Origin of the sequence: Zunongwangia atlantica 22II14-10F7, from assembly GCF_002094855.1 — a bacterium.
Classification (GTDB): domain Bacteria; phylum Bacteroidota; class Bacteroidia; order Flavobacteriales; family Flavobacteriaceae; genus Zunongwangia; species Zunongwangia atlantica.
On sequence record NZ_ARYN01000001.1, the window covers coordinates 169875 to 194340 of the forward strand.

At 38.9% G+C, this 24466-nt stretch carries 21 protein-coding genes and 1 pseudogene; 18 read left to right on the forward strand and 4 right to left on the reverse strand.

Annotated features, from left to right (window positions below; genetic code table 11):
* The 14 genes from IIF7_RS00675 to mobC all read left to right on the forward strand — a co-directional run bounded on the left by IIF7_RS00675 (window position 1) and on the right by mobC (window position 18469).
* Complete coding sequence (locus tag IIF7_RS00675) at window positions 1-1509, forward strand: glycoside hydrolase family 127 protein (RefSeq protein WP_245801460.1); 1509 nt, start codon at window positions 1-3, stop codon at window positions 1507-1509.
* 96 nt (window positions 1510-1605) lie between these two features.
* Complete coding sequence (locus IIF7_RS00680; protein ID WP_084839779.1) at window positions 1606-3171, forward strand: glycoside hydrolase family 43 protein; 1566 nt, start codon at window positions 1606-1608, stop codon at window positions 3169-3171.
* 151 nt (window positions 3172-3322) lie between these two features.
* Window positions 3323-4705 carry a glycoside hydrolase family 43 protein gene (locus IIF7_RS00685; protein WP_084840051.1) on the forward strand — a complete coding sequence of 461 codons (1383 nt, stop codon included), beginning with the start codon at window positions 3323-3325 and terminating at the stop codon, window positions 4703-4705.
* A gap of 12 nt (window positions 4706-4717) precedes the next feature.
* Window positions 4718-5770: a glycoside hydrolase 43 family protein gene (locus tag IIF7_RS20965; protein ID WP_217806667.1), complete on the forward strand. Its 1053-nt coding sequence runs from the start codon at window positions 4718-4720 to the stop codon at window positions 5768-5770.
* Between the two features lie 19 nt (window positions 5771-5789).
* Complete coding sequence (locus tag IIF7_RS20970) at window positions 5790-6746, forward strand: beta-xylosidase family glycoside hydrolase (protein ID WP_217806668.1); 957 nt, start codon at window positions 5790-5792, stop codon at window positions 6744-6746.
* Window positions 6747-6825: 79 nt separating this feature from the next.
* On the forward strand, window positions 6826-7002 hold the full coding sequence (locus IIF7_RS20780) for a hypothetical protein (protein WP_176218877.1): 177 nt from the start codon (window positions 6826-6828) through the stop codon (window positions 7000-7002).
* A gap of 173 nt (window positions 7003-7175) precedes the next feature.
* The gene (locus tag IIF7_RS00700; RefSeq protein ID WP_084839781.1) at window positions 7176-9755 is read left to right on the forward strand and encodes a glycosyl hydrolase 115 family protein; all 2580 of its coding nucleotides are present in this window, start codon (window positions 7176-7178) and stop codon (window positions 9753-9755) included.
* Window positions 9739-10902 (forward strand): glycoside hydrolase family 43 protein, encoded by a 1164-nt coding sequence (locus tag IIF7_RS00705; protein WP_084839782.1) that lies wholly within the window; start codon window positions 9739-9741, stop codon window positions 10900-10902. The genes IIF7_RS00700 and IIF7_RS00705 overlap by 17 nt, the downstream gene beginning before the upstream one ends.
* Before the next feature lie 451 nt (window positions 10903-11353).
* The gene (locus IIF7_RS00710) at window positions 11354-11548 is read left to right on the forward strand and encodes a glycoside hydrolase family protein (protein ID WP_084839783.1); all 195 of its coding nucleotides are present in this window, start codon (window positions 11354-11356) and stop codon (window positions 11546-11548) included.
* A 569-nt stretch (window positions 11549-12117) separates the two neighbouring features.
* A complete protein-coding gene (locus tag IIF7_RS20785; protein ID WP_176218878.1) occupies window positions 12118-12294 on the forward strand; it encodes a hypothetical protein in 177 nt (58 codons plus the stop codon).
* Window positions 12295-13644: 1350 nt separating this feature from the next.
* Window positions 13645-14544, forward strand: coding sequence for a toprim domain-containing protein (locus tag IIF7_RS00715; protein WP_084839784.1), 900 nt, complete (start codon window positions 13645-13647; stop codon window positions 14542-14544).
* Window positions 14545-14781: 237 nt separating this feature from the next.
* On the forward strand, window positions 14782-15171 hold the full coding sequence (locus IIF7_RS00720; protein WP_013072827.1) for a plasmid mobilization protein: 390 nt from the start codon (window positions 14782-14784) through the stop codon (window positions 15169-15171).
* Window positions 15159-16463, forward strand: coding sequence for a relaxase/mobilization nuclease domain-containing protein (locus IIF7_RS00725; protein ID WP_084839785.1), 1305 nt, complete (start codon window positions 15159-15161; stop codon window positions 16461-16463). Before IIF7_RS00720 ends, IIF7_RS00725 begins: the two co-directional genes overlap by 13 nt.
* A gap of 20 nt (window positions 16464-16483) precedes the next feature.
* On the forward strand, window positions 16484-18469 hold the full coding sequence (mobC, locus tag IIF7_RS00730; protein ID WP_084840052.1) for a conjugal transfer protein MobC: 1986 nt from the start codon (window positions 16484-16486) through the stop codon (window positions 18467-18469).
* 317 nt (window positions 18470-18786) lie between these two features.
* Here mobC and IIF7_RS00735 read toward each other — a convergent pair.
* Window positions 18787-19065: pseudogene (locus IIF7_RS00735) on the reverse strand (CatA-like O-acetyltransferase); the annotation flags it as partial.
* Window positions 19066-19166: 101 nt separating this feature from the next.
* Here IIF7_RS00735 and tnpA point away from each other — a divergent pair.
* From tnpA to IIF7_RS00755, 4 genes are read left to right on the forward strand one after another with little or no spacing between them, the layout of a single operon-like run.
* Window positions 19167-19433, forward strand: coding sequence for an IS66 family insertion sequence element accessory protein TnpA (tnpA, locus tag IIF7_RS00740; RefSeq protein ID WP_084839786.1), 267 nt, complete (start codon window positions 19167-19169; stop codon window positions 19431-19433).
* Entirely contained in the window at window positions 19433-19786 is a 354-nt protein-coding gene (gene tnpB, locus IIF7_RS00745) for an IS66 family insertion sequence element accessory protein TnpB (RefSeq protein WP_084839787.1), read from the forward strand. Before tnpA ends, tnpB begins: the two co-directional genes overlap by 1 nt.
* A 42-nt stretch (window positions 19787-19828) precedes the next feature.
* Complete coding sequence (tnpC, locus tag IIF7_RS00750) at window positions 19829-21304, forward strand: IS66 family transposase (RefSeq protein ID WP_084839788.1); 1476 nt, start codon at window positions 19829-19831, stop codon at window positions 21302-21304.
* Window positions 21301-21543, forward strand: coding sequence for a DUF6398 domain-containing protein (locus IIF7_RS00755; RefSeq protein WP_245801462.1), 243 nt, complete (start codon window positions 21301-21303; stop codon window positions 21541-21543). Before tnpC ends, IIF7_RS00755 begins: the two co-directional genes overlap by 4 nt.
* Here the strand turns inward: IIF7_RS00755 and IIF7_RS00760 are convergent.
* From IIF7_RS00760 to IIF7_RS00770, 3 genes are read right to left on the reverse strand one after another with little or no spacing between them, the layout of a single operon-like run.
* Window positions 21531-22046 (reverse strand): MFS transporter, encoded by a 516-nt coding sequence (locus tag IIF7_RS00760; protein ID WP_245801463.1) that lies wholly within the window; start codon window positions 22044-22046, stop codon window positions 21531-21533. The genes IIF7_RS00755 and IIF7_RS00760 overlap by 13 nt on opposite strands.
* Window positions 22047-24149, reverse strand: a complete 2103-nt coding sequence (locus tag IIF7_RS00765) for a copper-translocating P-type ATPase (RefSeq protein ID WP_084839789.1) — start codon at window positions 24147-24149, stop codon at window positions 22047-22049.
* Window positions 24150-24167: 18 nt separating this feature from the next.
* On the reverse strand, window positions 24168-24461 hold the full coding sequence (locus IIF7_RS00770) for a hypothetical protein (protein ID WP_008616393.1): 294 nt from the start codon (window positions 24459-24461) through the stop codon (window positions 24168-24170).
* Between the last annotated feature and the right edge of the window lie 5 nt (window positions 24462-24466).

Genomic DNA, 24466 nt, shown 5'->3' on the forward strand with positions numbered 1-24466 from the left:
ATGAGGACTATAAAGTTTACCAGAGAGTTATTTTATTTCAGTATGGTATGCTGCCTGATGTTGCCTGGTTCAGGTTTAGAGGCTTTGGCACAAAGTAAATTGTACTCCAATCAATTTGATTTGAATGAGGTTCTCCTTTTAGAAGGTCCAATGCAGGAAGGTCGTGACCTTAACATTGAGGTCTTGTTACAGTATGATGTTGATAGGCTTTTGGCACCATTTCGAATTCAGGCAGGATTGGAGCCTAAATCGGATCCGTATGCAAACTGGGCCGGGCTTGATGGTCATGTGGGCGAGCATTACCTCTCGGCTATGGCGATGAATTATGCTGCGACCGGCAACGCCGACTGTAAAAGCAGAATGAATTATATTATTGCCGAGCTAGATACCATTCAGCAGGCGAATGCAGTTAATAATCCTTCCTGGGGTGTGGGTTATTTAGGAGGAATGCCCGGTAGTGAAATATTATGGACAAACCTCAAAATAGGAGATCTTACAACTTATAAGCAGACTTGGGCACCCTGGTACAATCTGCATAAAATGTATGCCGGTTTACGCAATGCCTGGTTGTACGCCGATGATAACCTTGCCAAAAAGCTTTTTCTCAACTATTGTGATTTGGGAATAATGATCATCGCTGATCTGGATGCGGCCCAAATGGAAAAAATGCTTGATGAAGAGCACGTCGGAATGAATGAGGTTTATGCAGATGCTTTTGAGATAAGCAAGGATCCTAAATACCTGGAGGCCGCAAAACGCTTTTCGCATAAAAGATTACTCAATCCGCTTGCGGAAGTGGAAGACGTTTTATACAATATGCACGCCAATACGCAAGTCCCCAAGTTTATGGGTTTTGCACGCATAGCGGAGTTGTCAGGAACTGAAAAATACGAGGATGCGAGCGAATTTTTCTGGGAAACGGTAGTAGAAAACAGGACTTTAGCCTTCGGCGGTAACAGCCGCAGGGAGCATTTTCCCAGTAAAGCTTCGAGCATAGATTATGTCAACGTGATTGACGGGCCGGAAACCTGCAACTCTTACAATATGCTTAAGTTGACCGAAGATTTATTCCGTTTAGATCCACAGGCCAAATATGCCGAGTATTACGAGCGCACGCTCTTCAATCACATCCGCTCATCACAACATCCGGAACACGGGGGGTATGTGTATTTTACTTCAGCGCGACCCAGGCATTACCGGGTATATTCAGCGCCGAATGAGGCTATGTGCTGTTGCGTGAGTACCGTGATGGAAAACTACGACAAGTACAATCAGTTTATCTATACCCACAGCGATAACGCCTTGTACGTAAACCTATTTGTTGCTTCGGAAGTAAACTGGAGCGAAAAAGGAGTAACCTTAAAACAAACCACAGATTTTCCGGAAGAAGAGCAAACAAAACTTGAAATTACTAAAGGAGAGGCTTCGTTTGACTTGAAATTACACTTTCCTTCCTGGGCAAGAGAAGGGTTTTATTCGACTCTAAACCTCTTACAAATGACCTGTTAAATTTAAGTATTTAATGTTAAAATTGTCATTACAAGCTCATGGAAGGGTTGTCTATACTTAAAAATTATCGATAAATAACCATAAACCAAATCAATTATGAGAAAAAAAATTATATATACATTCTATCTGTTACTCACATTATTTTCTATGAGAATTTGGGCTCAGCAAAAAGCTCACAACCCAATAATTTTTGCCGATGTTCCCGATATCTCGATGATTCGTGTAGGAGATACCTATTATATGAGCAGCACGACAATGCATATGAGTCCTGGTGTTCCAATTATGAAATCCAAAGATTTGGTCAATTGGGAGTTAGTAAGTTATGCTTATGACCGGCTTTCTGAAACAGACAATATGAGGTTAGAAGACGGAAAAAGAACATATGGAAAAGGTTCGTGGGCAAGTACCATACGTTTTAATAAAGGAACATATTATGTTTCCACTTTTGCCCAGACTACAGGAAAAACCTACATCTATTCCACGGAAAATATTGAAAAAGGCCCTTGGAAAGCCATTGAATTTGAACCGATGATGCACGACCATTCTTTCTTTTTCGATGATGATGGGAAAGCCTATATGCTGTACGGAGGCGGAAAGCTCAAATTAGTGGAGTTGAAAGAAGACCTTTCGGGAATAAAGCCCAATTCCGAAGTTATCGCTATTGAAAACGCAAGTGCTCCATCCGGAGACAACATCGGTTTGCCGGCAGAAGGTTCACAGCTCTTTAAAGTCAATGGGAAATATTATCTCTTCAACATCACCTGGCCAAAAGGTGGAATGCGTACCGTGGTTATCCATCGTGCAGACAAGCTTACAGGGCCTTGGGAAGGAAAAATAGGGTTGCAGGATTTGGGTGTTGCACAGGGTGGTTTGATTGATACCCCAAATGGAGAATGGTTTGCCTATCTCTTCCGTGATTATGGTGCGGTGGGCAGAATTCCGTATTGGGTTCCTGTGAAGTGGGAAAACGATTGGCCGGTTTTAGGTGTTAACGGCAAAGTCCCGGAAATATTGGATTTACCTGCAAATCAGTCTTTGATTCCTGGGATTGTTGATTCGGATGAATTTACCCGTAAGAAAGGAGATAGAGCATTGCCATTGGTTTGGCAATGGAATCACAATCCTGATAACAAATTATGGTCAGTTACTGAAAGAAAAGGCTTCCTGAGACTGAAAACAGGCCGCATTGAAAAAGATTTTTTACAGGCTAAAAATACATTGACCCAAAGAACCATCGGACCCGTTTCTTCCGGCATTACTTTGCTTGACGTTTCAAAAATGAAAGACGGTGATTTTGCAGGACTGACATTGTTGCAGAAAGATTACGGGCAATTGGGGGTAAGAGTGGAAGGAAACGAGAAATACATTGTCTATATCAATGCTTCGGGCGGAACATCAAAAGAAGAAGAGAAAATAAAACTTTCCCGAAATACCGTTTATCTCAAAGCAGAGTGCAACTTCCGTGAGAAGAAGGATACAGCAGTTTTTTACTTCAGCAGTGATGGAGAAAACTGGAAACAAGTTGGTAACTCTTTACAAATGAAATATACTATTCCGCATTTTATGGGGTATCGATTCGGTTTATTCAGCTACGCAACCAAAACCGTTGGAGGATATGCGGACTTTGATTTTTTTAGGATTTCAAACGCATCTATAGAATAGTGACCTTTATGTCTTCATATGTCAATAATATGGTTAGTACTTTATTTTTTTATTGTAAGTGTGAAAAATGTAATTAAAAACTAAAATCTACTATGCTGTTTTTTTTATAAGCAATATGAAGTTTTCCATTTCATCTAAAAGTAAATTTCCAATGATCATCAGTAAAATTTCGTTTTATCGTAAATTATGTTTAACTGTAGGGTTTTCCTTGATTTATTCATTTATTTCCGCCCAGAATCCCATTATCCAGACAATGTTCACGGCCGACCCTGCCCCGATGGTCTATCAGGACAAAGTCTATCTCTATGTAGGTGTTGACGAACCTGATGCACCAAAAAACTCTTATCTGATGCGGGAATACCGATTGTTCACCACCACAGATATGGTCAACTGGACAGACAAAGGTGCGGTTCTCAAAACCAGTGAAGTTCCTTGGGCAAATGGTGATGCCAACGCCGCTCAGGTCATTGAAAGAAACGGAAAATTCTACTATTACATCTCCACAGGATACAACAACAATCCCGGTGGAATCGGGGTTGGCGTTTTAGTGGGTGATACTTCTTACGGACCATTCAAAGACGTTCTGGGGAAACCATTAATTACCAATCAAATGACGACTTATGCATCGCATTCCTGGGATGACCTGGACCCATCGGTTTTCATTGATGATAACGGACAGGCTTATCTTTTTTGGGGAAACGGAGCCTGTTATTGGGCAAAGCTCAACAAAGATATGGTTTCAATTGATGGTGACATTCATTTTTTAGATATCAAAGACCCCAAGCAAATTGTCGGAAGATTTACCGAAGCACCCTGGATTTACAAAAGAAACAAAACCTACTATCTGATATACGCTTCCCAGTTTCCTGAGGAAATCAACTATTCCACCGCCAAAAAAATCACAGGACCCTGGAAGGTTGGCGGAAAAGTAATGCCTACTGAAAAAGGAAGCAATACCAATCACCCGGGAATCATTGATTACAAAGGAAATTCTTATTTCTTCTATCACAATGATGCACTTCCGAATGGGCACAGTTATGACCGCTCGGTTGCAGTAGAGCAGTTTCAGTACGGTAAAGACGGAAGCATTCCCACGATGAATATGACCGATGCAGGAATTGTAAAAGGCTTGGGAACTTTAAATCCTTATCAGAAAACAGAAGCCGAAACCATTGCTTTTTCCAAAGGTATAAAAGCAAATGAAGACAAAGAAAAAAGAATTTTCATTACCGATATCCACAACGGAGATTACATCAAAATTCGTGACGTCGATTTCGGAAACGAAGGCGCCTTACAATTTACAGCCAATGTTTCCAGCCGTTACAAAGGCGGTAAAATCGAAATAAAAACCGGTGCTGTGGACGGAAAACTCCTCGGAACACTCAATGTTCCTTACACTGGAGAATGGGAAAATTGGAAAGAAGTTTTCACAAAAGTGGAGAATGTGAAAGGCATCCACGATGTGTATTTTGTATTTACAGGTGGCGAACCACATACATTGTTCAATTTTGATTATTGGAAATTTATTAAATAATTATTCATTAAAATGAAAAAAATTGCCGTAGTTATATTGGTTTTTCTCATCATTTCTCTTCAGAAACTGGTGGCTCAGTCGTGGACTGCGGACAATGGCAATGGTACTTTTACCAATCCGTTATTCTATGATGAATTTTCAGACCCTGATTTGATTCGTGTGGGAACGGACTATTATATGGTGGCAAGTTCTATGCATCCTATGCCGGGCTTACCCATACTTAAGTCTGAAGATCTTGTAAATTGGGAATTTGTCTCCTACATTTCAGGTTTTTTAGACCTTGGAAAAGACTTTCACCTTCATGGGGATAAAGGTATTTACGGAAATAGAATATGGGCGCCCGCAATCCGCTATGATAAAGGAACTTTTTGTGTTTTAGTTAATGTAAACGACTACGGTTTGCAGGTTTTTTCAGCAAAAAAACCAAAAGGACCCTGGACGCATAAAAATATGGGGGGCAAAATCTACGATCTTGGAATTCTATTTGATGACGATGGGAAAATCTATGCTGTTCACGGCTATGATGAAGTACGTCTTATTGAATTTAAGCCTGATTTCAGTGGATTCGTAGAAGGCAGCGATCGCTTGATTATTCCGAAAGGGAATGCGATGGGAGAAGGGCACCATTTCTATAAAATCAACGGAAAATATTATGTCATTAGTGCAGATTATGCACCTGTTGGAAGAATGCAATGTGCAAGAGCAGACAAACTGGAAGGTCCTTACGAAACTGCCGTGATCTCAAATCGGGAAACAATGGGAACACAGCGTGGATGGTGGACCGATAATTTCGGATATTGGCATAACATTCCCAATGATAGCGAAAAGATAGAGCTGAGCAAACCTTCTGACAACGGTTTCTATGCCGTTCCTCTTCATCAGGGTGGCATTGTGGATTTACCCAACGGAGAATGGTTGGGATTTTCTATGATGGATGTGAAATCTACTGGACGTTTAACCTTTCTATCGCCCGTAACGTGGAAAGACGGTTGGCCGTATTATGGGGTGGAAGGTAATCCAAGAAGGTCGCCACGAACCTGGTTTAAACCCAATACCGAAATTTAGCAAAAACCTTTTGCAACTTATGAAAGAAATGATGATTTTTCTACAAAAACCCTTACAACCAATCTGGCAATGGAATCATTTACCAGTGAATGATAAATGGTCGTTGACAAAAGGCGCGTTCCGTTTGAATACACTACCGGCGAAAAATTTTATGTACGCCAAAAACACCCTTACGCAGCGCATTATAGGTCCCGAATCTTCTGCAGCAGTACAGCTCGATGTTAAAAAATTAAAAGTGGGAGATGTCGCAGGATTGGGATTGCTCAATGTGCCTTATTATTGGATTGGCGTGGCAAAAACAGATAAAGGTTTGGTGATCAGAAGTTATGATTTGGTCAATAATAAAACCTTGAAAGAACCATTGAAACAGACTAAAGTTTTCCTCCGTGGTTTTGGTGATTTTGATAAAGATTTAGCCACGCTAAGTTACAGTACAGACGGAATAAATTTTAAAGAATTAGGAACTGAACTTCGGTTGGCTTACCAGATGAAAACCTTTCAGGGCGTGCGTTTTGCATTATTTGCCTTTAATACTGAAGGGAAAAACGGAGGTTACGCAGATTTTGACAATTTTAAAATCGATGAGCTACTTTCTGACCGCTCTAAAAATTCACCGATCGGAAAAATCATGACTTTCACCAATTTAGCCAATAACCAACTTTTTTGGAATAGTCCGCGAAGTATTATCCGCAGTGCCAATACGGGAAGTAAAGATTTTGATATTAAAACGTGTCAGTTCAAAATTTTAGACAAAGGAAATGGAAAAATCACCCTTGATGCGGTCGATGGAAGTGGTTTTCTCACAGTTTCCGGCATTGGACTTTCCGGAGATTTGCGTACCCAAAAAACTGAAAATGAAGGAAGTCTGTTTCTATGGCAGGATATGCTGAAAAATCAATGTATGCTTTTGTCTTTGAAAACCAACCGGTTTGTTGGCGTAAATGTTCTTACCGGAGAACCTTATTCCGCAGATTGATTGGGCAGGAGAACAACCAGACAAAAAAAACGGGACTGTCTTTGAATGGAAACTCATTAAAAATTAAATGATTAGTAAAATGAAAACCGTAAAATTAATAAATATTTTTTGGACAGCTAATCCGTCTTTCGCTCCCAATCTTTTTGCCAAAGCTCTTGCCCAAGCAATAAAATATTTACGCTCAAACCGGGCTGCAAGAGATTCTGTTTTAAAAACCTTAACAAGGCTAAAAATAGAAAGCAAAAGCTCCGTATGAGCAATCTGATAATAGGTGAAACAAATAAATATAAACCAAGCCTCGTAGAGGTGACCTTTTAAAAAGCCCTGAAAGGGCGATATAAATTAGCATAGGGGAAAGCAATAGCCATAGATGCTACCTGTGGAAAACAATAAAAAATTATAAGAAAAACCTATTTAAAATAGAAACATATGATTCAACAAACAAAATCAAATTTTATTCATAATATCAGGAAAATTTTCTGGTGTATCATTGTGGTATCAGTCTCTGCAAATGCCCAGCAAACTTCGGGAATTACAGAAAACATTATTTCCAATGATAATGGATTTCCTATTGTTTCAAAAGAGGGAAAAACAACCGATATTTTTTACGACAAATCCGAAAATGTTGCCGTTGTTCGCGCGGTAAAAGATTTACAGTCGGACATTCAGAAAGTGACTGGAAAATTACCCAATCTATCTACCACAGAAACTTCCGGCGAATTTGAAATCATCATCGGAACAGTCGGAAACAATAAGCGGATTGATAAATTGATTTCTTCAAAAAAAATCAATGCCAAAGATTTGAAAGGAAAGTGGGAAAGTTTTGTTATTACAACCATAGAAGCTTCAAAATCAAAAAAACAGTTGATTATCGCGGGAAGCGATAGACGGGGAACCATTTATGGAATTTACGAAATCTCGAAGCAGCTCGGTGTTTCACCTTGGTATTGGTGGAATGATGTTCCAGCAAAGAAACGTTCTTCAGCGCATGTTGTGTCAGGATATTTTGCTTCAGGCGAGCCAAAAGTGAAGTACCGTGGGATTTTCATTAATGATGAAGAACCAGCCTTCGGAGGATGGGCAAGGAATAAATTTGGCGGAATCAACAGCAAGATGTATGCAAACATGTTTGAGCTTCTTCTTCGTCTCAGAGCCAATTATCTATGGCCTGCAATGTGGGGAAAAGCCTTTAATGAAGACGACCCGCTCAACCCAAAAGTTGCCGACGCATACGGAATCGTAATGGGAACTTCACACCACGAACCCATGATGCGTTCGCAAAAGGAATGGGGAATTCATCGCAAGAAATATGGCAACGGAGAATGGAATTATAAGACCAATGAAGAAGGTTTAAAAAAATTCTGGCGCGATGGTTTAGAGCGTAATAAAAATTATGAGCAAATTGTTACGATGGCGATGCGGGGGGATGGAGACCTGCCTATGGAAGATTCAGGAGATGCCCAAGAAAATTTTAGACTATTGGAAAAGATTATGCGTGATCAGCGTAAGATTATTGAAGAGGTCAGCGGTAAGCCTGCAGAAGAAACTCCTCAAATCTGGGCTTTATATAGTGAGGTTTTGGAGTATTATGATCAGGGCATAAATGTCCCGGACGATATGATCATTCTTTTATGTGACGATAACTGGGGTAACGTAAGGAGACTACCGGAATTGGATGAACTCCGGCATCCTGGTGGCTATGGTATTTACTATCACGTAGATCTTCACGGGGCACCAAGAGCCTATCAATGGCTTAATATGACACAAATACCCCACATGTGGGAGCAACTTCAATTAACCTATAGTTATGGGGTCGATAAACTTTGGATTTTGAACGTAGGGGATCTAAAGCCAAATGAATATCCGATGGATTTTTTTTTAAATATGGCTTGGAACCCCACTGCATTTAATCAAAATAACCTGAAGGATTACAGCGTGAAATTTTGTGCTGATAAGTTTGGTGAAAGCAATGCGGAGCAGGCAGCAGAAATTTTGACTACCTATTGCAAATACAACAGCCGGGTTACAGCAGAAATGCTTAATGAAAACACCTACAATTTAGAATCTGGCGAGTTTTTAAAAGTTAAAGATGCCTACCTCGCTCTTGAGGCAAAAGCCAGAAGGCAATTTGAAAAATTATCTCCAGAATATAAAGATGCTTATAAAGAACTCATTTTGCATCCGGTAAGGGCAATGGCTAATTTATATGAAATGTACTATGCCGTCGCTATGAACAAAAAGTTTGTAAAAGAAAAGGACCTAAACGCAAACTATTATGCCGACCTGGCCGAAAAAGCCTTTGAATTGGATGCATTTTACACGAAAGATTACAATCTAAATATAGCTGATGGGAAATGGAATCATATGATGGATCAAACTCATATAGGCTACACCTCGTGGGATGAACCCAAAGAAGGTAATACAATGCCTAAAGTGGAGCGTGTAAAACCTGAAGAAACTAAAAATGGGGGATATGTTTTTCAAGAAACAAATAATATGGTTGTAATCGAAGCAGAACACTATTTTGAAACTAATTCAAGTGAAAAAACAACCTGGACTGTAATTCCAGATCTGGGCAGAACACTGTCAGGTATTGCGTTAATGCCTTACACCGAAAAGCCCAATGATGCTGCGCTTACCTATAAATTCAAACTCAATTCCGCGGGTGATAGTATCAAAATAAGATTCATATTTGACAGCACATTACCTTTTAGCAAAGGAGGTCATCAGGTTACTGCCGTCTTTGATAATGAAGCTGAAATCACCTTTAATATAAATGAAGATCTCATTTGGGAAAACAACTATTCAAAAATGTATCCGGCAGCCGCCGCACGAATTATTGAACACGAACTTACCTTCCCTGTTAAGCCAATCGAAAGTGGATTACATACTTTAAAACTTAAACCTGAAAATCCAGGTGTGGTTTTTCAAAAAATAATTATAGATAACGGCGGTTATCAAAAGAGCTACCTGTATATGCCAGAGAGTCCTTATGAAAAAAAATTATAAAATAGGTTTAAATATGCGACTAAAATATATACTTAAATTCCTAATAGTCTTCTCATGCTCTGTTTCTTTTGGTCAAAAAAAGGAATCTGCAAAGATAAAGTCAGAAGCTTCAGAAAAAGTTTTTAAATATACCAATCCTGTGACGCGCGATACGCTTTTGTCAATGCGCGATTATATGATAAATAAGGTGGGTAAAAAATGGTATGCGGTAGGTACATCTGCGCCGGTATGGACCGGCCCTAACCCCGGTATAAAATTATTGGTTTCAGACGATTTAAAGAATTGGAAGTTTCATTCTTATATTATAGATGCCAGCGAGCTGGCGGAAGATTGTCCTTATAATGGAAGGTTTTGGGCTCCTGAAATCCATTTCATTCAGAATAAATACTGGCTTACGATTAATAGTGGTAAAGTAACTAAAAAAGATCCTAAAGGAATGAGTACGCACAGCATCTGGCTGTTTTCAGCAGATAAAATAACGGGCCCGTACAAGTTGGTCAACGGTCCCTTAACGCCACAATATAACAACGATGCTACACTCTTTGAAGATGACGACGGGCAGGTTTATTTATATTGCAGTGGTAACGGACTTTTTCAGGCGAAAATAAACCTTCAGTCAGGAACCCTTAAGACACCTATAGAAAAATTTTTAGATAAGAGAGAACCCGGATACCCGGAATGGATGGTTGGCGGTATTGAAGGCCCCTATGTAATTAAACGCGAAGAGACATATTACATGTTTTTCTCTAGTTGGACCCGAGGATATGAGGTAGGGCTACTCAAGTCTAAAAATCCTTTGGGTCCTTGGGAGCTCGTCTCCCGGGAGCCGATTTTCGGTACTCGAAAAAAGGGATATAGACCTGAGTTAGCTGTTCAGGGCGGGTATGATCATTTACAATTTCAGGATACGGAAGACCCTTATCAGGAGACTGGGCACAACGCGCTATTTGAGGGGCCAAATGGTACCTTATGGAGTTCTGCTCATTATTTTATGTATCACAAAAGATCTTATCCGTATAGTCAGAGGTTTGAAGAATGGGAAACCATGCCCCAATTGGGCATAGAACGAGTAACATATAAAGATGGTATGTTTTATATAAATGGTCCAACTTGGACAGAGCAGATATTTAAAATGGAAGAATACTAAATTTTATGTATTTGTACATCGCTGGTATCTGATGTTGATATAGTAGTTATAATTCAATCGAAGTTTAATGTCTTCAGGATTGAAATAATTTCCAAGCTCGAAAATATGAAAAAACTAACAGTACTCTTTTTTTAGCAAACGTTTTTCAATAAAATACTTGCTATAGTGTTGGTTGAAGTAACTATTTTGTTCAGTACTAAAGTTAGCGCATAAGGTTTACATAACGTAATGGTGATGGAACGTTACAAATCTCGTGATTCTGGGTGATTTTCCAGATCCGCTTTGATGATACTTACTATATGGGGGCTACGACGATGTTTGTTTTATCGGGTGTAACCCTTTTGAAATCTAAAGATTTAGTCAATTGGTAAAAATGCAGTAATGCAATAGAACCCTTCGATTTTAATCCGTGCTATGATTTAGTAGGTTGCAACCGATACGGTCATGGGCAATGGCAACCAGTTTCAAATACCATGAAGGTAAGTTTGGATTACTTTTTATCACTTTGGATGTAGGAAGCTTTACCTGCATAGCCACAAATCTTTGGGGTCGTTGGGAAATAACTAAACTCAAAACAGGGTATGGCAATCCCGGATACTTTTATGATGACGATGAAAAAAATCCACATTGCCGAATAATATGGTAAAATTTTTATCACTGAGGTTGATGAAATTATAGATACTATTGGCTAAAAAAACTTCAGTCTACAACGGGGAAATTCCCGGAGCCTTGAGGGTTCACATTTATAAAAGTGTAATGGGTATTATTATTTGTATAGCACCTACGGCGGGATCATTGGAATACGGGTAGCGCTAAGTATAGTACCTCGATAAAACTGTACTATTTAAATTGAAATTTTACTAACTTTAAACATTAACCTCAATGAGAAAAAAGCGTATAAATGCTGCTTGGGTTCAGGCAGTTTCAGTTCAGAATTTAAGTCCAAAGTGACCGTAGAAGTTTTAAAAGAGCGCTATAGCCTTTTGTAACTTGCCGAGCTTGCACTCGCCCCAAATTAAATTAGCCATTTGAAATAAGAATTAATTTAGAAATCGAACAATGTTTTTGATAAGAAAAAGACAAGTCTGCTAAAAAGAAGTTGATCTGGATAAGCTTTATGCAAAAATTGGAAAGCTTGAGATGGAGTGTGACTTTTCGAAAAGATCTTGAACAAACTAGATCTAATGAAGATATCATTTTAAATATTAGTAAGCAATGCAATCTATTGACAATCAACTTAAGTACGTTCTATTACGTTCCCAAAGGCTAGAAACCGGAAAATCTGCAGCTACTGAAACTCGTGGACAAGTATATTTTGGAAGAAACAACAGCAGATGTGTTGATTATGCAATTCATGCTAAAAAGGATATCGAGCCGGTTATGAACGGGTAAGGCTCTTAATGCATAAGGACAGTATACGCTCCATCTATCCACTAAGTCATCTTACCGGTCATGAAGAGAAGAAATATATCAAATTTATTTTTTTATAAATTTAGAAGTCATTTGTCTCAATCAGGTAGGGGAAATAGGTATTGCCTTTATTCCTATGGAATAAGGCTTCATTTATCTTACGGCAGTTGACGTCTTTAGCCTCGTAAGTGTGGGATGGAGACTTTCCAACACTTTAGATAGTAATAGTAGTTTGGAAGTGGTCAAAGAAGTAGTAGCAAGCATGGGAAGTATGATATTCTTAATTCAGATCAATGGGATCAATAAACCTGCTTAGATTATGTATCCTTTTTAAAAAATAACGGGATCTGGATAAGTATGGATAGAAAAAGAAGAGCTCTTGGACAGTATTTGCATTGAACTTTCTTGGAGAACCATAAAATATCAGAATATTTACCTGAATCGAACAGAAGACAGAATTACGCTATACAAAAGAATAAAGTTATGGATAGGCAACTATCACCATCAGGGCCACCAGGGAATTGGTAAAATAAAACCTATAGATGAAATAACGATGAAGCCGAAAAAATCAAATAAGAATCAACTAAAAGTGGACTAAACAAATCGAGGTGTTATATTTAGCAACTATTCATAGTATTATTGTCTTTCTAACATTCGCGATGGAACACCAAATTCCATAATAATATATAATTATGAAATTTTGTGTTTCTTCAAATGTTATGGAAAAACGGCTAATAATTTTGTTGTTATAAAGAAAGATTTCTCTTCCTGTTAGGTATATATTAGGTTTTAGTGTAGGTGTTGGAGAAAAAAACAGAAAATTCGTTATCTGTTTCCAGTACTCAACAAAGACTTTTTTTTAATTATTAAAAAATATTAATGAGTATTGGATTATTCTGAATGTTTTGGTCTCGCAAGAAGAAGAATTCAAAGATATAGTATCTTCTAAATGTAAAAGTCAACCTCAAGGAAATATAATGTATTGCCTTAAACAGATGAAGTTTCAGAATGTATTTTTTAGGAAGTGAATATACTATAAAAGGAGTTTTATAATTTAATATATGTAATAAGGTTGTTACTCATGGAGTATAGTTATTTCGAATTAAATTATTATCTTATTGTTATGTAAGAGTATTCTCTTGTATATGGAATAAAATCTCTTCTTTTAAAGGAAAAATATCCTATCAAAAGAAGAGTGGATTTAGCAAAATGAATTCTGGAATACCTTTTAACTACCATCCCATTCAAAATATAGAGAGGATAGGTAGAAGCCATACCACTTGTTTAACTTTACGTCAGTGAACTGAATAGTGAAGATGAAAATGTGTGGTTATGGATTTCAGGAAACAAAAACTTTCCATTGCGAAAGCTAAGGAAATGGATATGGTTCAGTACCTGTCCTTGTTAGGTTATGAACCTTCAAAAATCAGAAACAATGACTATTGGTATGTTTCACCATTACGGCAGGAAAAGACACCCTCTTTTAAGGTAAATCGAAAGCTGAACCGATGGTACGATCATGGGCTTGGTAAGGGAGGTAATATTATCGATTTTGGAATAGAACATTATGGTTGCTCCGTTGGAGAATTTCTAAACAAATTGAATGGTGGTTTTTCTTTTCAAAAGCCCTTAAAAAACATTCCCAAAATAGAAAATGAGCCGGAGCATCAACTTAAAATTTTAAAAGATGTTGCACTTAGTTCGTATGCATTGATCCGCTACTTGAAACAGCGAAAAATTCCTGTTGAAATAGCAGTCAAATATTGTAAAGAAGTACATTATGAACTGAATGCCAAAAGCTATTACGGAATTGGTTTTAAAAATGATTCTGGCGGATTTGAAATACGCAATCCTTATTTTAAAGCAAGCAGTTCTCCCAAGGACATTACTACTGTAAAAAATGGTTCTAAAGAGGTGGCAGTTTTCGAAGGTTTTATCGATTTTTTATCCCTTAGAGCCCTCCACAAAAACCTTCCTGAAAATAGTCAGGATATTGTGGTTTTAAATTCGGTTTCCTTCTTTGAAAGAGCTCGCCCATTTATGGAGAAACATCAGGCGATTCGACTGTACCTGGATAGGGATCCCACTGGACAAAATCTTACCCAGCGTGCACTTTCAATGAGTACAAAATATATTGATAAAAGCAGCTTATACCAAAACCACAAAGACCTTAATGACTGGCTTATGCATATTGGAAAGCAGCAGAAGAAACGCTTAGGGAATAAACTGTAATGGCGTTTCTAATCATTTTTAGAAAACTTCACTATTTAGAAAATTGCCAAAATCCCTGAAAGTGAATAATAAGCCTCCGGGAGACTTTGGCAAAAACGATGAGTTTGCAACGTTCCTGCAAACGGCAAGATGAACGGTTGTTTAACAACCGACATCTTGCTGCCTATCACTCGGAACTCGTGGGCAGGGCGTATAGAATGAATTTTTGAGTTTGATAACAGGATAAAGGAGAATGAGATGGAAGGAAAAAAATCAAACAGAACACGCATTATCGGGCTGCGTTTGACACCCGATGAGTATGAAAAAATTGAAAAGAAATGGCAAAACAGCACCTGCCGAAAGCTAAGCGAATATGTCCGTCACAGCCTTTTTGAAAAGCCCATTGTAACTACCTACCGCAACCAATCTGCCGATGATTTTATGGTGGAGATGGGTAAACTTAGAAAGGAACTTAACCATGTGGGGAACAACTTTAATCAGGCGGTAAAAAAGCTGCATACACTTCATGGAATTGCGGAATTTAAAAACTGGCTGATCACCTACGAAGTGGAAAAAAGAACCCTGTTCAATAAGGTGGATGAGATTAAAACTCATATCAAAAAAATGGCAGAGATATGGTTGCAGTAATTAAAACAGGACACTCCATTCACCGCATTTTAAACTACAATGAGAACAAGGTAAAGCAGGGAGTAGCCGAGTGTATCGGAGCAGGAAATTACCCTGTTGACCCGGATAAAATGAGCTTTACCATGAAGCTCAATCGCTTCCTAAAACAGATGGAATTAAATGAAAAAACCAAGCGGAATAGTGTCCATATTTCTCTCAATTTTGATGTTTCAGAAAAGCATTTACCTAAACAAAAACTGCTTGAAATAGCCAATGGTTATCTGGATAAAATCGGTTTCGGTGAACAACCTTATCTGGTCTATCAACATCACGATGCAGGGCATCCGCACATCCATTTGGTGACTACTAATATTGAAGCGGACGGCAAGCGAATTGACTTGCACCATTTGGGTATTCGTAAATCTGAACCAGCTCGAAAAGCATTGGAAAAAGAGTTTGGTTTGGTGCAGGCTGAAGCCCAAAAAAAAGATGAAAATTATCAGTTAAAACCCATAGTTGTAGGCAAGGCAATGTATGGCAAATCGCAAACCAAAATGGCTATTCAGAACATTCTGGAAAATGTGTTGAATCCATACAAATATACCAGCCTTCCGGAACTAAATGCAGTACTCAATCAATATAATGTAAAAGCAGAACGAGGAACGGAAAATTCAAAGGTTTATCAAACTGGCGGATTGTTATACCGGGTGCTGGATGCGGATGGGAATGCGGCAGGTGTCCCTATCAAAGCCAGCCTGTTTTATAATAAACCAACTTTGAAATTTCTGGAGCAGAAATTCAAAGAAAATGCCACTAAACGAACACCTTTTAAAAGACGGATAAAAAATGCGGTGGATAAGAAATTGTTATCAAAAAAGATATCCATTCCAGAACTTATATCTGCATTGGAAAAACAGGGTATCCATACTGTGCTTAGGCAAAACGCTAACGGAATTTTATACGGAATCACCTATGTAGATCACCAAACCAAATGTGTTTTTAACGGAAGTGTTTTGGGCAAAGCCTATAGTGCCAAAGCTATTCAGGAAAGGTGTTTACCGGAAAGGGTTTCAGGACAGGATTTGCTAAGGCATCCCGACCCGAAACAAACCATTGGGTTACAGCCACAGACTGCCGCTGCGGCAGAAACCAAAGAAGTTGATAAAGAATATCAATCTGTTTCCATATTAACAGGAAAAGAAAATGTATTGGAGGTGTTGACCCAGGCAGAAAACACCTCGAATTATTTACCTAATCAGCTTAAAAAGAAACGTAAAAAGAAGAAAAAAAGAAACCTGAATAATAATCAGTAAAAAAAATTAAAGCTATGGCAATGCACACCGGAGAAAATGAACAGGCGCTGAGAAAGATACTGGATATGACCAGGCTCATCAGCATTTCCATTTTAATCATCCATTTCTATTACTACTGTTACAGGGCATTTGAAATATGGGGATGGAGCAGCACTTTTAGTGACCGTATTTTAAGCAATATTTATAAGACGGGATTATTCAGCAGTTTTCACAAATCGAAATTAATTGCACTTTGTTTTTTGGGTATATCCCTTTTAGGAGCCAAAGGGAAAAAGGATGAGAAATTAAATAATAGAACAGCATTTGCTTATCTGATTACCGGACTGCTTATTTATTCTATCAGCTATCTGTGTATGAAGCTGAACATACCAATGGTGACCACTGCTATCCTGTATATGGCACTCACAGGAATAGGCTTTCTACTGGTATTGACGGGAGGAACTTTACTTTCCCGAATCATAAGGGACAAACTCAATAACAAGGATATTTTTAATAAGGAAAATGAAACCTTTCCACAGGAAGAACGATTGCTGGAAAATGAATATTCCATTAACCTTCCTGCCCAATATCAATTAAAGGATAAGCATCGGAAAAGTTGGGTCAATATCATTAATCCATTTCGGGCGATTATGGTATTGGGAACACCCGGTTCCGGAAAATCTTACTTTGTCATACGCCATGTGATTACCCAGCATATTCGGAAAGGGTTTAGTATGTTCGTATATGACTTTAAGTTTGATGACCTTTCCAAAATAGCTTATAACACCTGGCTTAAAAATCAACATCGATACATCAAGCCACCAGCATTTTATGTGATTAATTTTGATGATCTCACCCGGAGCCATCGATGCAATCCCTTGGAACCTTCAGCTATGACCGATATTACCGATGCGGCAGAAAGTGCCCGTACCATTTTGATGGGGTTAAACAGGGAATGGATCAAACGTCAGGGAGACTTCTTTGTGGAATCTCCGATTAACTTTCTGACGGCTATTATCTGGTATCTGAAAAAATACAAGGATGGAGAATTTTGCACCTTGCCGCATGTAATAGAATTGATGCAGGTAGATTATGATAGCCTATTTTCTTTGCTTCGTACCGAAAAGGAAATTGAAGTACTGATAAATCCTTTTGTTAACGCTTATTTGAATGATGTCATGGAACAATTGGAAGGCCAGATAGCTTCGGCAAAAGTGGCGATGGCAAGGCTTTCATCCCCGCATTTATGTTATGTGTTATCGGGAAATGATTTTAATCTGGATATTAATAATCCTGATGATCCAAAGATTGTGTGTATGGGGAACAATCCGCAGAAAATACAAATTTATGGAGCGGTATTATCGCTTTATGTAAACCGATTAATTAAGCTGGTGAACAAAAAAGGGAAGCTAAAGAGCAGCCTTATTTTTGATGAGTTCCCGACCATCTACCTGAACAATATGGACAGCCTGATCGCTACTGCACGAAGCAATAAGGTTTCTACCTGTCTGGGCATTCAGGATTTTAGTCAGCTCCGCAAAGATTACGGCCGTGAACAGGCAGATGTGATTATGAATATTACTGGGAATATTGTTAGTGGTCAGGTGACAGGTGATACCGCTAAACAATTATCGGAACGCTTTGGTAAAATCATGCAGGACAGGGAAAGTTATTCCATCAACAGCGGAGATACCTCGATTAGTCGATCCAAACAATTGGAAGTAGCGATACCACCTTCCAAAATCTCAAGTTTAAGCTCTGGTGAATTTGTGGGCATGGTAACGGATAATCCTGATTGTAAGATTGACTTGAAAGCTTTCCATTGCGAGATTATCAATGACCATGATAGCCTTAAGCGTGAGGAACAAAATTACCAGGACATTGAAGTGATCCGAAAGTTGGATTCGGGCATGGTACAGCGGAATTATTTCCAAATCAAACAGGATATTCAAGATATTATCCAATCGGAAATGGAACGGTTACTAAATGATCCGGGACTGAGCCATTTGGTGGTGAGGAAAGGTTAAAATGATTTTTAAGAAGTCGGGGTGGCAGGAAACTTGCTGCCTTTCGGAAAGCCTATTACCAGCCACTTTATATCTTCTCAGGAGGATATATTCACTGAATCATTCACTAAACTTAAAAGAACATCAAGACTTATATTATTTGATCGTCTTTGATGTTATAAAGAACAAATTAAATTTATAGCTTTAATTTAAAGCGTTTTATAGTCATACCACTGTTACTGACCTCCTCCCTTAAAACCGAACTGTTTAAAAGTAGATAATTCTTAATTGGAAAGCAGTTAATTTAGAATTAAAATGGACCACTACGATTAATCTTGTTATGTATGGTTTCCGTTCGTACTTGTACAGTCCATTAAATTCTGAAAGTGTTCAATAAAAAGGGCTAGGTGATATCCATCCAATAAAGCGTGATGTGCGTGAATAGATATAGGCATTGTTTTCTTATCCTTTTTATGTTCCACTTTTCCAAAAGATATTTTTGGACTACTGTCTGGGAAAGTAAAACTTCTTGCATGTGAAATACTGGTGAATCTCAACCATGGAATGGCGGAAAAATGAATAACATTCTCACCAGAAACAGCGGGAAGTAAGCTATTTGAATTTCTTACCCTCTCTGTTTCTTCGTATGCGTCCGTCTAAGTGCATCTTTTCTGAGAACCGTGTAGGTTATAATTTAGCGGTCTAAATATACTTAAAAATGACCCGATCTTCTACCTCAGAAATGCGTAAGCTGGTCACCAGCTATTATGAATCAGGACAAAGTCAAACGGCTTTTGCCCGTGACCATGGGATTAGCAAAGGAAAACTCTGCTATTGGGTAAACAAGTTTCTCAAGGAGGAAAGCAAAAAACCGGAAAAAAGCAATTTTGTTTCTTTATCAGCCAATCCTTCTACCACTCCAATATCCTCCAGGAGTATGCACATCCGTTTAGGGAATGGCGTAGAAATTGAAATTCCCCTGTAATGTTTGCTTTAAGCAGTTCCCTGAATTACCAGTTATATCTTCCTGGTACCGATATGCGTAAAAGCTTCGATGGGTTATGTGGGCTGGTCCTTGGAGAATTAGGCCATAGTCCCCAGGATGGTTCGGTCTATATTTTTATCAATAAAGCGCGCAATAAGGTCAAGTTACTGCATTGGCAGTCCGGGGGCTTTGTGTTGTACTATAAACGCCTGGAGCGTGGTACTTTTGAATTGCCCGATTACGATGAATCCGTGGGAGGACTCCAATTGGATTACACCCAACTGGTGATGCTCATAGACGGGGTAGCCATCACCAATATTACCCGAAGAAAACGCTATAAAAAAGTCGGTTAATTGCTGGTATATTTTTAACAAGGGTAGTATTTTAGCTGCCCGATGACCTATCAGGAGCTACAAAAAGAGAACCAGCAACTTCGAGCGTCCAATGAAGCCTTTAAGGAGAAAATCTCCGCTATGGAGGTACAACTCGGGCAGCTCTATAAGCTGATTAAAGGCTTTAAATCGGAACGCTTTATTCCTGAAATTTTTGAGCAGCAACTATCACTTTTTTCTGAAAATTCAGATAAAACAGGGCAAATAGCCAGCCCTAAAGAAACCATCACCTATACCCGGGAAAAACAAAAACATCCTGGACGTGCTAGCCTGCGGGAACACCTTCCGGTGCGGGAAGTCATTCTTGAACCCGAGGAAGATATAAGTACGCTGAAAAAAATAGGTGAGGAAGTTAGTGAAACCCTGGAATACACCCCAGCCAGCCTGGTTAAAAGACGGACCATTCGTCCTAAATATACCAGGAAAGACCAGCAAGGGGTGGTAATCGCGCCACTTCCCACGCGTCCTATCGAAAAATCTATTGCCGAGGCCTGTTTACTGGCCTATATCCTGGTGAGCAAGTATGTTGACCACTTGCCATTCTATCGTCAGATCCAGCGTTTTAAACGAGAGTTTGGCTGGGAACCAGCCTCCAGTACTTTAAGTGACTGGATGTCGAGTTGTTGCCAGCTGTTGGAGCCCCTCTACAACACCTTGAAGCAAAAAATCCTTGAAGGCGGGTACATCCAGGCTGATGAAAGTCCGATAAAGGTGCTGGATAGTGATAAAAAAGGCAGCACACATCAAGGCTACCAATGGGTCTATCACGACCCCTTGCAAAAACTGGTGCTCTTTAATTACCGGAAAGGACGTGGACAACATGGTCCCAAAGAACTCCTTGATGGGTATAAGGGTTACGTCCAATGTGATGGTTACACGGTGTATGATAAAATCGGGTTAGATCCTGATATTATTATGGCCGGTTGCCTGGTGCATGCCAGACGAAAATTTGTGGATGCCCGGGACCAGGATAAAGCAAGGGCAGAAAAAGCACTAGCTATATTTAGTGAAATTTATAGGGAGGAACAAGCGATCAAAGCAGGAGCAGCCGGGAATGCAGAGATGCGAAAGGAACTAAGATTACAAAAGGTGCTACCGCTACTGCAACAGATCAAAACCTGGATCCAGGAAGAACAGTTTAAGGTGTTGCCCAAAAGTGCCATGGGAAAAGCCATGACCTACTTCATAAATCAATACCCTAAGTTCGAGGTGATCTTTGAAGATGGTAGGATCGAATTGGATAATAATCAAATTGAGAATTCCATAAGAGCATTGGCTCTCGGCCGAAAAAATTTCCTCTTCGCAGGCTCTCACAAGGCTGCACAAGATGCAGCTATGTTATATTCCTTCTTTGGGAGTTGTAAAATGCATGGTGTGAATCCCCAGGAGTGGTTAGAGGATACCCTGCAAAGAATACCTGATCATAGCATCCAAAAACTGGAGGAGTTACTACCGGGGTATAAAAAAGCATCATTATGAGTAAAGAAGAGACCAAGGCTAAAGAAACATTGTTAATAGACCTTACAAGAACATTCTGTATTCAGGAAATAAATGAAGAGTATGCTGCGCTCTGTGAGAAACTTATTAAGAAAATGGGCAGAAAAAGAGAAGTCCCTTTTAAAAGAGGAAAGCCCGAGATATGGGCCGCTGCAGTGATTTCTACTATAGGCTCAATAAATTTCCTGTTTGATAAATCCTTTGAACCTTATTTTAAATGAAGGTCAGTTTGAGACAGAAAGCCACCAATGACAGGGCCAAAAATAACACCAGAGCTAATGGCAACACCCGACCAACCCATTATTTTTGTTCTTCGTTTTTCAGAAGTAATGTCGCTCAAATATGCGTTGCTAACTGGAATAACTGATGACGTGAAAATACCACCAAAGATGCGAGCAACATATAGCATCGTCAATGATGTAGCAAGACCGGTAAGTAATTGCATAATTACAAAGCCGATTAGCCCAACAATGATAATTGGTTTACGTCCATATCTATCTGAAAGCTTTCCCCATACCACAACAAAAATTAATTGAAATAATGGATAAATGCTTGTAAGCAGTCCAATATGGAAGTTGATTAAATCGGTATCAAGATTGTCTTTTAAAGCTAATCTTTCGGTATAGTAAGGAAGGGTTGGCAATAATATACCATAGCCCAACATCACTACAAATAAACTCAACAGGATTAAAAATATCCTGTTGAGTTTTTCTTTTCTTTCCATTTATTTTTTACCGATTTTTCTTTTTAACAATTGTGCATTAATGGCCACTATAATGGTGCTCAAACTCATAAATACAGCTCCAACGGCAGGTCCTAAAACAAAGCCTGAAGAATATAGTACGCCAGCTGCTAAAGGAATAGCCACTACATTATATCCCGTAGCCCAGATTAGATTCTGAATCATTTTGTTATAGGTCGCTTTTCCGAATAGAATTAGATTGGCAATATCCTGTGGATTGCTATTTACCAAAATAATATCGGCAGTTTCAGCAGCCACATCTGTTCCGGAACCAACGGCAATACCAACATCAGCTTTTGCAAGTGCAGGCGCATCGTTTACACCATCGCCAGTCATAGCCACAAATTCTCCTTTGTTTTGTAACTTTTCTACAATTTCTACCTTTTGATGTGGCAGCACTTCAGCATAGTAACCATCCAAGCCAAGCTTATCACTTACAGCTTTGGCTGTTTTTTCGTTATCTCCTGTTGCCATCAAAACTTTAATGTTATTCTTTTTAAAGACTTTTATGGCTTCGGCAGATTCTGGTCGTATTTCATCGGCAAGAGCAATGTAACCAGCTAATTTTCCATCAATCAAGACAAAAACAACTGTTTCAGCGGCATCACTGTATGCGTCTTCGGGAATAGTGATTTTTTCATCCCTTAAAAAACCAGGACTAACCACTTTTACTTGCTTACCTTCTACATTGGCCTCAACGCCTTTACCTGTAATTGCATTAAAGTTTTCAGGCTTTGGGATGGTCATATTATCTTCTTTGACTTTTTTAATAATACCTACGGCGATAGGATGTTCCGAACTTTGTTCCAATGCACTCGAAAGCCTTAAAATTTCTTCAGATGAATAAGTTTCGCTAACAGACTCAATTCGAGTAACGCCAAAATCGCCTTTGGTCAATGTTCCCGTTTTATCAAACAATAAAGCTGATATTTTTCGGGATTCTTCAAAAGCTGTCCTATTTCGAATTAATAACCCGTTTTGAGCTGAAACAGCAGTAGAAATAGCAACCACAAGTGGTATGGCAAGACCTAATGCGTGTGGACAAGCAATGACCATAACGGTAACCATTCTTTCTAAAGCATAGACAAATGGAAAGCCTAAAATCAGCCATACCGCTAATGTTCCAAAACCAATACCTAATGCGATATAGGTAAGCCATTTTGCAGCTCTATCCGAGAGGTTTTGCATTTTTGATTTGGTTTTTTGCGCTTCTTCGACCATTTTGATGACCTTGTTGAGATAGCTATCTTTTCCAGTATGCTCAACCTTTACTTTTAAGGTACTGTTACCATTTACCGAACCACCAATAACCTTATCGTTTTCATCTTTTTTTACAGGTTTGGATTCGCCTGTAAGCATAGATTCGTTCAGGTAACTTGAACCGTCTACTATAATCCCATCAGCAGGAACTTTTTCACCTGGTTTAACCAAAATCACATCATCTTTTAACAAATCTTCCAACGGAATATCTTCTATGGTATCATCCTTTACCCTATGCGCTTCCGCAGGCATCATACTTACCAGTAACTGTAAAGCTTTTGACGCACCTAACACACTTTTCATTTCTATCCAATGACCAAGCAACATTATGGCTATAAGTGTTGATAGCTCCCAGAAAAAGTCTTCGCCTCTTAAGCCAAATACGGTCGCGGTGCTATAAAAATAAGCTACAGAAATTGCCATAGAAATCAAGGTCATCATTCCTGGCGCACCTTTTTTGATTTCAGACCAGAATCCTTTTAAAAATGGCCAACCACCATAGAAATATACGATTGTGGAAACTGCAAAAAGGATATATGGATTTCCGGGAAGCAAAAACTCATATCCAAAAAAGTCCTGAATCATCGGCGAGAAGAACAGTATGGGAATAGTAAGTACAAGGGTTACCCAAAACCGTTTTCTAAAATCGGCAATCATCATTTTATGATGGTCGTGCCCGTGTTCTCCGTGCCCTGGATTGTGGCCAGAATGGTCTCCACCTTTGTGGTTCATTTTAGAATGGTCTTCTTTTTTGTGTTTCATCTTCGAATGGTCCATTTTAGAATGGTCCATTTCATCGTGATTGTGGTGTTCGTGATTTTCCATTATTGTCTTGTTTAAGTGTTATCGTAATTTTTTTCTCATAGCTTCCGAAATGTTTTCGGCATAGACGCCATAGGCATCTACCAAAAGTCCTTTAATCCCATTTTTTGATGAAATAGCATAAAGCACACTATTATCGTCGGTACTGCTCATACCCTCAAAACGATGCATCTCGTCAACATTAAAATCTTCTGGGTGTATTTCAATTTTTAGTGAGGCACACTCCAAACATTCTGGTTTTAGGTTAAAATCATATGTATAGCCATTTCCCTGTAAATCGTTTATGGCTTCAGAAAGTGTATCGTAATTTTTCATCTGTC